Consider the following 13906-nt stretch of genomic DNA (forward strand, 5'->3'; position numbering starts at 1 on the left):
GTCCCGACAATAGTCGGGAAAGAGATGCGCCACCTCGTTTGGGCCATGGCCCTTTGCTGGATCCTGGTCGGTTGCCAGCCGCGGATGCTGGTCGGGCCGCAGGATTCGGTCGGGGGCTATCGCGCAGAGCACCCGGTCAGTGTCGCCCTGATCAATCGCACCGACGCCGAGCTCGTGGTCTATCCGTACGTCTGGGCCAGCCACGAGTCCTTTCGGACTGAGATGCCGGTCCGGCTCGTTCCTCCCAGTGCCGCTTCCGGTGGGGGAGGGCGGGCCAGTCAGAAGGCGCCCCTCTTCCAGACCCTCTCGATGCCGGAGCACGAGATCGGCGCCTATAGCATCGAGGTGATGTCGGACGAACTCGACGTGCGCCTCGCCGTTATCGATCTCTCCCGGGAAGAGATGGAGCAGGCCCAGGATTCGAACAACTTGAGGGTCGTCTTCCGCAAAGACCACATCGACCTTTCGTTGGCCGGATCCACGCGTCGGCTCGAGTGGCTCCGCAAGCCGCCGTCAATGCGCGTCCGCATCGTCGACGACGGGCCCAGCGCGGAAACCTCCCTTGACGGCAACTAGCTTCCGCCTCGCGTAGAATGACGCGGAGGGCAAGGGCAGTTGTCGACAGTCACGCTATCGCGGAGAGTCACCTTTAGCAGCGGCCACCGCTATTGGCTCAGCGCCCTTTCTGAGGAAGAGAATCGTGCGCGGTTCGGAGCATGGGCCAGCCCGTACAACCATGGTCACAACTACGTGCTTTGGGTGAGCGCCGCTGGCCCGGTCGACCCAGTTAACGGCATGGTCGTTAACATCAAATGGATCGACGACGTTCTCCAAGACCGGGTGGTGCAAGTTTTCAACGGGAAGTCGATTAACGACGAGGTGCCCGGTATGGCAGGGCGCACGCCGACCGTTGAGAACCTTTTGCTCTTTTTCCGGGACACTCTCCGGGACCTGCCCGGTGGCATACCGTTGGCGGCGCTAAAGCTCGAAGAATCTGAGACTTTTTATGGCGAATGGAGACTCCAAGACGATATGATCAGCATCACCCGCACTTACGAGTTCGCGGCATCGCACCGCCTCCACGTCGAGTCCCTCTCGCACGAAGAGAACATACGGCTTTTCGGCAAGTGTAACAACCCGAACGGCCACGGGCACAACTATGTGTTAGAGGTCACGGTGACCGGCGAGCCCGACCCGCTCACCGGGATGATTGTGGACCTTGCCACTTTGGACGAGGTCGTGGAGCGAGAGATCGTCGGTCGTTACGACCATAAGAACCTTGATCAAGACGTCCCAGAGTTCGCGGGCCGAAACACGACGAGCGAAGTCGTCGCGCAGATGATCTTTGACCGGTTAAAGGATAAGCTTCATTCTCGCTTGGTCAAGGTATCACTTTTTGAGACTGCCCGGAACCGGTTTGAGGTTGTTGCTTAGCTTACGTCAGAACCAGTCATACTGGACAGCCTAAGGCTCCCCGGTCACTCCATTTACTAAGATGCCTCATTGCCAGAGCTGTTACGCATCTTCAGTTCCGATAGCATAGAGGAACATTGGCGTCGCGCTAAGAGTTTTTACCGGCCGGTTGGCCTAAGGAGGACAAAAGTTATGATTAGCATGGACCTCCTAACATCAGCTTCACAAAACAAGCATGCCGAATAAGGGACTCTTGGCAGCAATCTTGAAGCGTCAATTGACAGTCGTCGAAAACTCTTTGAAGACCGGCAGGTAGAACGCCCACTCGCTTCGCTGGATCGCCTTGAGGTACTTCGGCAGCGAGAGGTAGGGGACGTAGTGGGGCTGCTTGGGCTTAGTGCGCAGCTTCATGTTCGCCTGCGCCGGGGTCTTATCGCCTTTCTTCAGGTTGCACTTGCGGCAGCAGGCGACGAGGTTGTCCCAGGTGTGCGGGCCACCGCACCAGCGCGGCACGACGTGGTCGATCGTCAGGTCGCGCTTCGAGCCGCAATATTGGCACGTGTAACTGTCCCGGGCGAGCACGCTGTGCCGCGAAAGGCGCAATTGGGGGATGGGGCGCCGCACCTGGTACTTCATTTTCACCACCGACGGCGCTGCCAATTCGCCCGTGCTCGTGCGGATCGCGCGTTGCGAATCCTCCAAGACATCGGCTTTCCCGAGAAGGACGAGCGTCATGGCACGACGCAAATTGCACACGTTTAACGGTTCGTAGTTCGCATTAAGCAGCAGTACGTCAGGCGTTGACACGGCGGCACCCCCTTTCTCGTAAGATTCGGCGAGGACTCGGGCCCTGAAAGAAAAAAGGGCCCGCAGGCGTCAGCATGCGGGCCCCTTCGGGCAAGTCGACACGAGCTCGTCCTATCGTATCGTCCCACATTGGGGGCCATACGCCGGACATACGGTCAAACCTGCTGCTCCTCACCGCTCTTCTATTGTGAACGATCCGGGATCACCCAGTGATGCTCACTTAACGAAAGTTTAACAATCTGCGCCAGGTTTTCAGGCAGATCCTAGACTCACAGGTATGGAAAACAGCAGGAATGCGGGGTTGCCCACTGAGACCGCCCCGACGATTGCCAAAGGTCGTTAGAACAATCATCCCGGGAACTTTATCGCCCCGAGTCGTTTCGACGATGTCCGCGGGACGGTAGAATGCCGGGCGATCCCAAGGATGGGGCAATTTTGATGGAAACACTGGTTGTACGGGGCGGCGTGCCGCTTCATGGTGAGGTCTCGGTGCCCGGCAGCAAGAATGCGGCACTAGCCATTCTTTCTTCGGTGGTCTTGGCCAGCGGGCCGGTCGTCTTGCACAACGTGCCCGAAGTCACGGACGTGGCGATCAAAGTCAACCTCTTGCGGCAGTTCGGGGTCCAGGTCGATTGGCGCGAGGGCTCGCTCTTCATCGATGCGACTTCCATGAAGTTTTGGGCCGCAGACGAGGAATCCGTGCGGCCGATTCGAACCGGCTTCTACCTGCTTGGCCCGCTCTTGGCGCGGATCGGCCGCGCCGACCTGCCCATGCCGGGCGGGTGCAAGATCGGGGCCCGGCCCGTCGATTTCCACCTGAAGGGCCTCGCCGCGATGGGCGCCAAGATCAAGATGGACGGCGGCCGCTACATCGCGAGGGCCGACCGCCTCACCGGGTGCGAGATCTATCTGGATTCGCCCAGCGCCGGCGCGACCCAGCACCTCATGGCCACGGCGACCTTGATCGAGGGCACCACGACCATCCAGAACGCGGCGATGGAACCGGAGATCGTGGCCGTGGCCCAGTTCCTGAACCGGATCGGGGCACGCATCGAAGGGGCGGGCACGAACAAGGTCACGGTCACGGGGGTCAGCCGCCTCGAGGGTGGAGAGTTCCGCGTGCCGGAAGACCGGCTCCAAGCCGGGACGTACCTGCTCGCCGGCGCGATCACCCGTGGCGACGTCACCGTCACCGGGATCCTCCCAGAACCCCAGACTGCGCTCGTCACGAAGTTGCGCGAATCGGGTGTGACGGTCGAGGAAGACACCGACCGCATCCGCGTCGTCTCGAACGCGCGACCGCACGGCATCAGCATCAAGACGATGCCATACCCCGGCTTTCCGACAGACATGCAGCAGCCGTTTTCCGCCTTGCTCGCGCTTGCCGTGGGCCAGAGCGTGGTCGAAGAGACGCTCTACGAGAGCCGCATCGGCCACGTCCCTGAGCTAAACCGCATGGGTGCGGACATGCGTGTGCAAGGGCGCTCGACCATCATCAATGGGGTCGAGCGCATCGTCGGCGCGCCGGTGGAGGCAAGCGACCTGCGGGCGGGGGCCGCCCTGGCCCTGGCGGGCTTGGCGGCGGAAGGGGAGACCCACATCCGCAACGTCCATTTCATCGACCGCGGGTACGAGGATTTCGAGCAGAGGCTGCGGTCTCTTGGGGCTGACGTCCAGCGGGTCGGGGCCGAGCCCGATGGCTCAAGCTCCGAGGCGCGTAGACTCACTGAGATTTGAGACTCGTCGCCCAACTTGGGATCGATCTCGGCACGGCCAACATCCTCGTCTACCGAAGGGGACGAGGCATCGTGCTGAACGAACCGACCGTCGTGGCGGTCAACACCGAAAGCAAGAAGGTGTTGGCCGTCGGCAACGCCGCCCGCGACATGATCGGGCGCACCCCCGGCTATATCCAGGCGATCCGGCCGCTGAAGGACGGGGTCATCGCGGATTACACCGTGACCCACAAGATGCTGGAATTCATCCGGCTGAAAGTTTGCGGGCGCAGCCAGTTCTTCAAGCCCCAAGCCATGATCTGCGTGCCGAGCGGCGTCACGAACGTCGAACAGCGCGCGGTCATCAAGGCCGCCCATGCGGCGGGCTACGGCAAGGCGTGGCCCATCGAAGAGCCCATGGCGGCCGCGATCGGTTGCGGGCTGCCCATCGATTCGGCCTCCGGCAACATGGTCGTCGATATCGGTGGCGGCACGACGGACGTGGCCGTGATCTCACTGGGGGGCATCGTGACCTCGGCCTCGCTCCGGGTCGGCGGGAACAAGATGGACGAGGCGATTGTCCGGCACGTGCGCAACGTCTATAACCTCGCGATCGGCGACCAGACCGCAGAGGAGATTAAGATCCGGGTCGGTTCGGCCTATCCGCTCGAGACCGAACTCAAGATGGAGATCAGGGGCCGTGACCTCGTCGCGGGCCTCCCCAAGACGGTGGAGATCACGTCCGAAGAAGTGCGCGACGCCTTGGCCGAACCCGTGCGGCAGATCGCGGAGAAAGTCTGCAGCGTGCTCGAATCGACTCCGCCCGAGCTGGCGAGCGACATTATTCAGCGGGGCATCGTCTTGACCGGCGGCGGGGCGCTCCTACGAGGGCTCGACCGGCTCCTGATCGGCGTGACCGAGATCAATGTCGCAGTGGCCGAGAACGCGCTGCACTCGGTCGCGATCGGGACAGGCCGCGCGCTCGAGAACCTTGCGGAGATCGAGAGGGCGGGCGCTGTGAGGCGGTATTGAACCGGGTCCGTGCCGTTTCGCTCCTTGCCATGGCTCTTGTCCTGGCGAACCCCGCCGCCCGGGGGCAGGAGAAAGAGATTGCGCCGCGCCCCACGGCGAGCGTAGGCGCAGCCCCGGTGACGCGCGGCGAGGCCCACGTCGTGCTCTCCCGCTTCGACCGCGCCGCAAGCAAGGTCCTCGGCTTAGAAGCGCCGCCGATGGTCAAGGTAGCCGAGCCGGACAAACCGATCACGCGCGGCGAAATCATTAAGTTATTGCGTGAGAAGTTAGACAGATTCCGCCCAAAGTTTGTGGTCACGCCTCGACCTTCGCCGATTGACCGCAAAGCCCTGGAGAGCCGTAACAAGCCGAATGTCCGGCAGGATCTTGAGCCGTTGCTCCGGTCCGGGTTTGTGGCGCCGGTAGGGCCCGTGGTCGTCGGCCCGGCCGAAACGCTTACGGTGGACGAGTTCGCGGACCTCGTGGGCTTCTTCTTCTCGCGGCTCGCGGACCTCACCCACAAGCCGTCTGCGCAATTTTCGCCAGAGATCATGAAGGGCGGCTAAGTTGTGGTTCGGGGGCGACCCCGACCGACAATTCCAGTGGCATGTTCCAGGCGCCGACGTGGTCCGAGACCGAGCTCTTCGACCTCTTTGACCTCAGCATCCTCGACGAAGAAGGGGTGGAAGCCTGGCTCGGCTCCACATTAAACCGATGTGCCGCGTGGTTTCGGGCCTCTGGGGCCTCCGTTTTCCTTGCGGACGAGTTCGGCTCCTACCGGCTCCGGGCAAAAGCCGGCGCCCAAAGCCAGGTTCCCAGCGGTGCGATGATCCGGCCCGGCGAAGGGATCGCGGGTGCCGTCCTGGCGGACGGCAAGCCGAAGATCGTGGGCGACCCCGGCCGCGACCCGCAGCTCAGCGGTTCGCACGTGTCCCGAAAGTCGGGGATCGCCAGCTCCATGGTGGTGCCCTTGGTCTCGACAGCCGCCGAGCGACTCGGTGTGCTGAACCTCTCGCGAGGCCCGGGCGAGACGCCCTTCCTGCCGGCTGACCTAGAACAAGCCGCGACCCTCGGGCGCCACGTCGCCATGGCCGTTGCAAACGCCCGGTTGATCGACCTCACGCGGCAGGCCCTCGCCGAGCAGCGCAAGAAGGCGGAGCAGCTTCAAGCCGTCCTGGCAAGCGTGGCTGGCCAGGTGACGGTCTTTGACGCCAGGGCCAGGCTCCATGACACCTCCGGCATCCATCCCGTCGCGCTGCAGCTTGCCCGTCGGCTGGCCGAGCAAGTGGCCGCATATCCGGCGCCGTTACAAGACCATGCCTTCGACCGCGAGGCCGACCGAGTCTGGGCCGTCCATGCCGTCCCTCTGAGCGATGGGGGCGGGGTCCTCACCGTGCAGGACGTGACCGAGTTCCACCGGGCCCGTTCGGAGAGCGACCGCCTCCGGAGACTCGCCGAGATCGGGCAAATGACGGCCGCGGTCGCCCACGAGATCCGCAACCCTCTCACTGGGATCGGGGCTGCGGCCCAGATCGTCTGCACGGACCCCGACGCCGCGCCGACCTGTGGCCAGATCATCGTCGAGGAGGTCGGCAAACTCGAAGCCTTGTGCTCTGAGTTCCTTGAGCTGGCAAGGCCCATGAAGCTGGCGCCGAAACTCTGCGATCTCGCGGAGCCCGTCCGGCGGGCGGTGGAGATGTGCCGGTCCCAGTTCGAGGAGAAGGGGGTCAGGATTTCCTTTGAGACAGGCGGCAAAAGACCGATGATCCAATTGGACGTCCGACGAGTCGAACAGGTGGCCCACAACCTGGTGCGCAACGCCCTGCAGGCCAGTGCGCCTGGTGGCACGGTCTGGGTCCGGGTTCGAGGGGCCTCGTTCGAGGTGGAAGACGACGGAGTAGGGATAGATCAGGAGACGATCGACAAGTTGTTCGCGCCCTTCTTCACGACCAAGCCGGGAGGCACTGGCCTTGGCCTGTGCAATTCGCGGCGGGTGGTGGACGCCCATGGGGGCTCGATCACCGTCGCCTCCGAACCCGGCGAGGGCACTGTTTTCACCGTGACGTTCCTGGAGGGTGGGCGTTGAGCAGCAAGAAACGGGTGATGATCGTCGACGACGAACTGAACATTCGTCGGATCCTGGAGATGGCTTTCGAACGCCACGGCTGGGCCGCAGTGACCGCCGCCGATGCAGACGAGGCTGTCGCCGTTCTGAGCCGTCATGCCGTGGACTGCGTCCTTACGGACGTAACGATGCCGGGCCGGACCGGCTTACAGCTTCAGGCCGAGATCGCCGAGCGGTGGCCGGAAACGCCGGTCGTGATCATGACCGCCTTCGGCACGATCCCGCAAGCGGTCCAGGCGATCCGCAACGGCGCTTTTGAGTTCGTCACGAAACCCTTTGACCTTGACGCCCTGAAGAAGGTCGTCGGAGCCGCGATGGAAGGGAGCAGGCCGACCAAGAAACCGAGGCGGGGACGCAAGGCGGGTGAGGCCGGCTCCAGCTTCATCGCCGAATCCCCTGCGATGCAGGAAGTGCTCGATACGGTTCGACGGGCCGCCGATTCTCGAGCGACCGTCTTGGTCACGGGTGAGAGCGGCACGGGCAAGGAAGTCGTCGCAAAGCTCCTTCACCAGTTGTCACCGCGGGCGGAGAAGCCGTTCGTCGCCGTCTCCTGCGCCGCCCTGCCGGAAACGCTGCTCGAAAGCGAGCTTTTCGGCCATGAGAAGGGGGCATTCACTGGCGCCCAGGCGGCGAAACCGGGCCGCTTTGAACTTGCCGACGAAGGGACCTTGTTCCTCGATGAGATCGGCGATGTCCCGATGGCGATCCAGGTCAAGCTCCTTCGCGTGCTGCAGGAACGCGAGTTCGAGCGCCTCGGCGCTACTCGCCCGACCCGGGTCGACGTCCGTCTGGTCACCGCGACCAACCGTGATTTGCAGACTGCCGTCGACGAGGGCATTTTCCGTCTCGACCTAATGTACAGGCTCCAAGTCGTGGAAATTGCCCTACCCCCGCTTCGGGAGCGGGTCGAGGACATCAAGCCCCTCGCGGAGCACTTCCTAAGCAAAATCAGCGTGGAGAACGACCGCGCTCTGGCCGAAGTCTCGCCCGAGGCCCTTGCCAGCCTTACGTCCTATTCCTGGCCGGGCAACGTGCGTGAACTGGAGAACACGATCGAGCGGGCCGTCGTACTCGCTGCGAAAGACGAGACGGTCCTGCTCCCGCGCCACCTCCCGAAGACCCTGCAAGCGGCGGCGTAGATTATTCGGGGTGCGGATCGGGACAATGAACCCCGGACCCTGGAACCGCCGTCAACCCTAGAGTGTTTTCTCAATGTGGCCGGTCCGAAAGGCGGCCACGCCCCGCTGAAATGTCCGCAACTGCCGAACTCACCGCTGATGAACAGACCCGCTTCGAAGAGCTGGTCGCGGGGAGCTATGCCAAGGTCTACCACCTGGCATACCGTCTGAGCGGCGATAGGAACGATGCGGAGGACCTTACCCAGGAGGCCTTCTTCCGGGCCTACCGAGGTTTTCCTGCCTACGAAGGCGACAAACCGTTTGAGAACTGGATTTTTCGTATTGTCACGAGGCTCTTCCTTGACCTGAATCGGGCCCGCCGCCGCCGCGTCAAGACAGTCTCCTACGACGCTCCGCTGAGATTGGACTCCGCCGAGAACAGCGTCCAGTTCGACAGTCCTGACCCTGCCCCGACTCCGGACGAGGCGGTCCTACGCGGCGAAATCGACGAAAAGCTCGAGCGGTCGCTGACTTACCTGACCCCGGAACAAAGGCGGCTGGTCTGGCTTGCGGACGTCGAAGGAGTCTCCTACAAGGAGATCGCCGAGATGACCGGCGCGCCGGTGGGCACCGTCCGCTCCCGTCTGCACCGGGCGCACCGCCGTCTGCGCCAGATTCTTGAGTCGTTCGGTTCGGGCGATTCGGCCAAGGCCTGCCCGGCCTGAGAAAGAAGCGGGCAATCCTGGCACCTTAACCGGCCCGAGCGGTCCGCGGAGAGCCGAGACTTGAGGGTAGGGTGTCTTTTCCATTCGGGCCCGAACCCCGATGCCGATAAGGCTTTTTCGAACTCATGCGAATTCTTTTCTTGAGCGCCGAGGTTGCTCCTTACGCCAAAGTCGGCGGATTGGCCGACGTCGCCGCCTCCTTACCCAAGGAGCTTCGGCAACGCGGCCATGACGTCCGCATCGTAATGCCGGCTTACCAGATGGTCTGCCGCGACCCCCGATGGGGTAGCCGGCTCGTCCGGCCGCAGTTCCCGGTCCGCATGAACGCGAAGACCACGATGCTGGCGGACCTCTATGAGTTCGAGCACGACGACCGGCATGTCTGGATGATCGACGGGGACGACTATTTCGACCGCATCGAGCGGAGCCAGGACGTCTACACGCCTTCCGTCGACGCTTATCTCTTCTACACGATGGCGGCCCTTCAAGCCTGTGTGGTCTCGGATTGGATCCCGGACGTCGTGCACGCGAACGACTGGCACACCGGTTTCGCCCCTGTCCTCATGCGCGAACGGTTCAGCGAGTTCGGCGCCACCGGAAGCTGTTACACGATCCACAACCTGGCCTACCAGGGCGAGTTCGGCAAGGAAGTCCTGGAAACGGTCGGACTGCCTGAGCGCCTTTGGACCATGGACGCGCTCGAGACCTGGGGCAAGGTGAACTTCATCAAGTCCGGTTGCGTGTTCGCCGACCAAGTCAACACGGTTTCCCCCACCTACGCCCGCGAGATCCAGACTCGGGGCTTCGGCTGCAACCTGCACGGCTTGATGCGGCACCTTGACGAGGAGGGCCGGTTGCGCGGCATCCTCAACGGGATCGACGAGCAGCGCCACGATCCCGCCACCGACCCGGAACTGCCCGCCCACTTTTCTGTCGCCGATCCCGCAGGGAAGGCGAGTTGCCGGGCTGAACTGATTAAAGAGTTGCGGCTAGACATAGACGAAACGACCCCGGTGATGGGCGTTGTCAGCCGCTTGAGCGACCAAAAGGGCTTCGACCTGATCGTCCACGGCGCGGCTGGCTACTTGAGCCTGGGAACGGCGCTGGTCGTACTCGGAACGGGCGATCCTTGGGCTGCAAACGAGTTGCGCCGCCTAGAAGAGCGTTACCCCGGGAAAGTTCGATTTGTTGAAGCTTACAACGCGGAGCTTGCACAAAGGATTTATGGGGGAAGCGACATGTTCCTGATGCCGAGCGCGTTCGAGCCCTGCGGCCTGGGACAGATGTTCGCGATGCGATACGGCACCATCCCTGTCGTCCGTAAAACGGGGGGACTTGCCGACACGGTCTTTGAGAACGAGAACGGGTTCGTCTTCGATGAGAAGAACCTTGGCGAATTCGTCGCGGCCATCGCTCGAGCGGTCATGGCTTTCCGCGACCCTTCGCGCTGGCAAGGCATCGTCCGCCGAGCGATGGAAGGCGACTACAGCTGGGCGAAGAGCGCGGTCGAATACGAGAAGCTGTACGAAGACGCGGTCGCGGTGAGGAAGCTCCGCGTCGAATCGACTCCGCGTCAAGCCTGACCGTTTTCGAGGTTGGTCCGCGCATTCCGGCGCAACCCCTCCAGCCCCGCGCGCCGCACAGGCGAGCCTTGCGTCAACACGTCCCACTCCTCGGGTTGGATCACGCGAAGGCGCTCCAAGGTTGGCCAGACGCGCGTGGCCAGGAAGCCAGGTTCGCGCGTCGGGACGGCTCGCAGCGGTTGGGACTGGCGCGGCTGGTTGAAGGGGCAAACCTCCTGGCATACATCGCACCCGAAGGTCCAGTCACCCACCAGCCCTTTCAGTTCGGGGTCGATGTCCCCCTTCTTCTCGATGGTGAGATAGCTGATGCAGCGCCGCGCCTCGATTTGCCACCGCCCGTCCTCGAACACGATGCACCCGGTCGGGCATGCGTCTATGCAGGCACGGCAACGCCCGCACCCGCCTATCGCCGGTCGATCCGGCTCCAGCGAGAGGCTCGTGAGGAGCAGGCCGATCAAGAACCAACTGCCCCGCTGCGAGTTTATGAGCATGCTGTTCTTTCCGAACCAGCCCAGGCCGGCTCGGTGCGCGAACTCACGCTCCAGGATCGGGGCGGAGTCAACGCAGACTCGCCAGCGGCAAGTTTCGCGCTCCTCAAGCCAAGTCCCGATGCGTTTAAGTTTAGACCTTAAGACTTTATGGTAGTCGCGACCCAGCGCATAGCGTGCGATCCGCGGCACGCCGTTTACAGGCGGGTTCGGCTGGTTGTAGTTGAGAGCGAAAGCGAGCACCGAGCGCGCTCCCGGCAAGAGCCCTTCCAGATCTTTACGCAGGTCCAGTGACTTCGCCAAGTACGTCATCTCGCCGTGGAAGCCCTTCGCGACCCATTCGGCGTATTGCGGCCAAGTCGCGGGTGCCTCGGCGGCGCAAACGCCGACCAAATCGAACCCTTCGGCTTGCGCGCGGCGGACGACCTCGTCCTTGATGCCTGCCATATCAACCTTCCCGGTCAATCGCCCGGCAAAGCGCGAGCCACTGGGCCTCGGCCAGTTCGTGCGGGCGCAGCGAAGGCGAAACGCCGGCCCTCTCAAAGTCTGCGGCGGCGACCGTGGGCAAATTGTTCTTCAGCGTCTTTCGGGGTTGACGGAAGGCGGCTCGCACTGTCGAGCGGAACGCCTCGAGGTTCTGAATCCGATCGGGTCTGGGGGCGAATTCCAGGACGATGCTCTCGACTTTGGGGGGCGGCAGAAACGCGCCCGGGGGGACGAGGCAGACCCGACGAATCTCGTAGTCGGCCTGCAGGACGACCGAGAGGGCTCCCCGGCCCGAATCCCCTGCGGCAGCAAGGATTTTTTCTCCCACCTCGCGCTGCATCATTAAGACCGCCCGGTCGATCAGTTCTGGCCGCGAGCAAATGCGGTCGAGCAAAGGCCCCGTTATGTTATACGGCATGTTCGAGACGATGGCCCTTGGGCGGGGAAGGGACGTGAGAAGCCCGTAAAAGCCGTCGCCAGGCTCCTCAAGGGCGTCCCCGAGTACGACGCGCGCGTCCGGCGCCGATTCGGCCAAGACGGGAAGGAAGCGGGGATCCAGCTCGATGGCGACGGTTTCCTCGACCAGCCGGGAGATGGGGCCGGTCAGGACGCCCGGGCCGGGCCCGACCTCGAGCACGCCACGAACGCCGCCCAGACGGCCCGTAATGGCGCCTGTGACGCGGGTGGACGTGAGAAAGTGTTGGCCAAGCCTCTTATCGGCCCGCAATCCGTGGCGGGCCAAAAGGGCGCTCAGCGGCTCTTGCCGCTCTGAAGCCGTTCCTTGAATACGTGCACCGTCACCTTCTTCCGGCCCCATCGGCGGCATTCGGAATTCGTCGGGAAGCACACGTCGATTTTATTCCCCTTGATCGCGCCGCCCGTATCCGCGGCAAGCGCGAATCCGTAGCCTTCTACGTAAACAAGGGTTCCCAGGGAGATCACTCTTGGATCTACCGCCACGATTCCATAGCCTGCGCGCCGACCTGTCGCAGTCCTTCCTGTACTGCTGCCGTCGTAGGGCGTGTAGGCTGTCGACGTCATCTGCATGACTCTAGCCCGCGAGAAGCTGCCGCGGCTCGTGTTGAAGCCTGGCCGGCCGATCTCGAAGATTTCGGGTTGCGCTTCGGTCTGCGAAACGACTGTCTCTTCGCGGAAAATCGGCTTGTCACCGACCATCACCGCGTCGACCCGAACCTTGATCTCTCCCTTCCGGCCTTCTTGCGCTTTGCGCATCCGGCCCCCGACGAGATCGCGGCTAAAACGATATTCAGTAGCGTGGTCCAGCACTTTCGTTCGATAGCGCTTGACCATCTGCAGTTTTCCTAGGCTCGTTACAATCTCCGCCCGGCCCGACATGGGCAGCATGAGCAGACAGACCGTCGTCGCCAATATGAGTTTCACTCGCATTCGGTTGTGCCTCTTGCGGGGGCACCCTCCGCATGGATGGGCGCGGCGGGACTCTACCCCCGTTTAAGGCGCATGGCCGTTGCAATAAGGGGTTCGCCCGGACTCTCGGCCCGGGCCTTAAGACCGAGTTTTAAGGCCCTTAATAGAGCTGCTTAGGTTCAACCGCCAGATTTTTGGAGGAAAGTTCGACCTTTATCTGGCCTTGGCCAAAAAGACAGGGCAGGGATTGCCCTCGCTCGTGACCAAAAGTCCCCTTCCGTCGCTGGTGAAGCAGATCGCCTCCGACTGGCTCATGACGGGCATGGCCACGGTTTTTGGCACTTCGCGCCACCAGTCACGGAACACGGTGCCGGGCTCGAAAACTAGGGCGCCGCTGTAGGTGCGGAGCACCACGGACTTGCGGTCCGGAGAGATGTCTCCGGCCGTCACATACTTGCCCCCCAGAGCTCCCGTGTCAAGGGGAATCACTCCGAGTTTCTTTAGCTCGTAAGAACCCGATTTCTGCGGGCTCGGCAGGTAGTAGACCCCCGTCTCTCCGTCGCGCGCCTTAGTGACGAGGAAGAGGCTTCCGGAGCCCGGTTCGACGAGAAGCGCCTCGCAATCCCGCGGTTTATCCGGATAGGTCAGCGTTAAGGTCAGGTTTGGGACAAGGGTCGAACTTGCCATCTCGGCGGGGTCGTCCACGCGATAAATGGCAATCGAACTCCGCTTGCGGTCGTTGTCGCCAATATCGCCTAAATAAACGTAGGCTTTACCGCCGATCATAGCGGCCGCCATGTCCTCGCAATCGCTTGTCTTAACGTCTTTTAGCCTGAATATCCCTGTGACTTCACCCGAACTGTTAAATCGGAAGAATCGTGCCGAGTCTCCACTATCGTTGTGTGTATAGAAAACGCCAGGTTTTAAGGGGCTGGCCGCAACTCCGCTGCTCTCGGTAACCCTCTCGTTCTTAATCTGGCAGAGCAGCTCGGGTTTGCTCCACGTTTGTTGGGCGAGCAACAAGACGGCAGGGATCATCGCCCCCGAGT

At 62.7% G+C, this 13906-nt stretch carries 14 protein-coding genes; 9 read left to right on the plus strand and 5 right to left on the minus strand.

What is annotated here, in order from left to right:
• The first annotated feature begins 24 nt into the window (after positions 1 to 24).
• The gene (locus tag KF733_06160; GenBank protein ID QYK57063.1) at positions 25 to 576 is read left to right on the plus strand and encodes a hypothetical protein; all 552 of its coding nucleotides are present in this window, start codon (positions 25 to 27) and stop codon (positions 574 to 576) included.
• A gap of 39 nt (positions 577 to 615) precedes the next feature.
• On the plus strand, positions 616 to 1434 hold the full coding sequence (locus KF733_06165) for a 6-carboxytetrahydropterin synthase (GenBank protein QYK57064.1): 819 nt from the start codon (positions 616 to 618) through the stop codon (positions 1432 to 1434).
• Positions 1435 to 1686: 252 nt separating this feature from the next.
• Here the strand turns inward: KF733_06165 and KF733_06170 are convergent, their stop codons facing one another.
• Positions 1687 to 2148 carry an HNH endonuclease gene (locus KF733_06170; GenBank protein QYK57065.1) on the minus strand — a complete coding sequence of 154 codons (462 nt, stop codon included), beginning with the start codon at positions 2146 to 2148 and terminating at the stop codon, positions 1687 to 1689.
• A gap of 510 nt (positions 2149 to 2658) precedes the next feature.
• Here KF733_06170 and murA point away from each other — a divergent pair.
• From murA to KF733_06205, 7 genes are all read left to right on the plus strand, one after another.
• A complete protein-coding gene (gene murA / locus KF733_06175; GenBank protein QYK57066.1) occupies positions 2659 to 3957 on the plus strand; it encodes a UDP-N-acetylglucosamine 1-carboxyvinyltransferase in 1299 nt (432 codons plus the stop codon).
• Positions 3954 to 4967 carry a rod shape-determining protein gene (locus KF733_06180; protein ID QYK57067.1) on the plus strand — a complete coding sequence of 338 codons (1014 nt, stop codon included), beginning with the start codon at positions 3954 to 3956 and terminating at the stop codon, positions 4965 to 4967. The genes murA and KF733_06180 overlap by 4 nt, the downstream gene beginning before the upstream one ends.
• A complete protein-coding gene (locus KF733_06185; GenBank protein ID QYK57068.1) occupies positions 4964 to 5512 on the plus strand; it encodes a hypothetical protein in 549 nt (182 codons plus the stop codon). The genes KF733_06180 and KF733_06185 overlap by 4 nt, the downstream gene beginning before the upstream one ends.
• A 41-nt stretch (positions 5513 to 5553) precedes the next feature.
• Complete coding sequence (locus KF733_06190; protein ID QYK57069.1) at positions 5554 to 7032, plus strand: GAF domain-containing protein; 1479 nt, start codon at positions 5554 to 5556, stop codon at positions 7030 to 7032.
• Between the two features lie 17 nt (positions 7033 to 7049).
• Positions 7050 to 8210 (plus strand): sigma-54-dependent Fis family transcriptional regulator, encoded by a 1161-nt coding sequence (locus KF733_06195; protein QYK57070.1) that lies wholly within the window; start codon positions 7050 to 7052, stop codon positions 8208 to 8210.
• Between the two features lie 110 nt (positions 8211 to 8320).
• Positions 8321 to 8914 (plus strand): sigma-70 family RNA polymerase sigma factor, encoded by a 594-nt coding sequence (locus KF733_06200; protein ID QYK57071.1) that lies wholly within the window; start codon positions 8321 to 8323, stop codon positions 8912 to 8914.
• A 125-nt stretch (positions 8915 to 9039) separates the two neighbouring features.
• Positions 9040 to 10497 (plus strand): glycogen synthase, encoded by a 1458-nt coding sequence (locus KF733_06205; GenBank protein QYK57072.1) that lies wholly within the window; start codon positions 9040 to 9042, stop codon positions 10495 to 10497.
• Here KF733_06205 and queG read toward each other — a convergent pair.
• From queG to KF733_06225, 4 genes are all read right to left on the minus strand, one after another.
• Entirely contained in the window at positions 10488 to 11432 is a 945-nt protein-coding gene (gene queG / locus KF733_06210; protein ID QYK57073.1) for a tRNA epoxyqueuosine(34) reductase QueG, read from the minus strand. The genes KF733_06205 and queG overlap by 10 nt on opposite strands.
• 1 nt (position 11433) lies before the next feature.
• Entirely contained in the window at positions 11434 to 12318 is an 885-nt protein-coding gene (gene rsmA / locus KF733_06215) for a ribosomal RNA small subunit methyltransferase A (GenBank protein QYK57074.1), read from the minus strand.
• Positions 12222 to 12878, minus strand: coding sequence for a 3D domain-containing protein (locus KF733_06220; protein ID QYK57075.1), 657 nt, complete (start codon positions 12876 to 12878; stop codon positions 12222 to 12224). The genes rsmA and KF733_06220 overlap by 97 nt, the downstream gene beginning before the upstream one ends.
• Before the next feature lie 192 nt (positions 12879 to 13070).
• Entirely contained in the window at positions 13071 to 13895 is an 825-nt protein-coding gene (locus KF733_06225; protein ID QYK57076.1) for a hypothetical protein, read from the minus strand.
• Between the last annotated feature and the right edge of the window lie 11 nt (positions 13896 to 13906).

Source organism: Fimbriimonadaceae bacterium, from assembly GCA_019454125.1.
Taxonomy (GTDB): Bacteria; Armatimonadota; Fimbriimonadia; order Fimbriimonadales; family Fimbriimonadaceae; genus JALHNM01.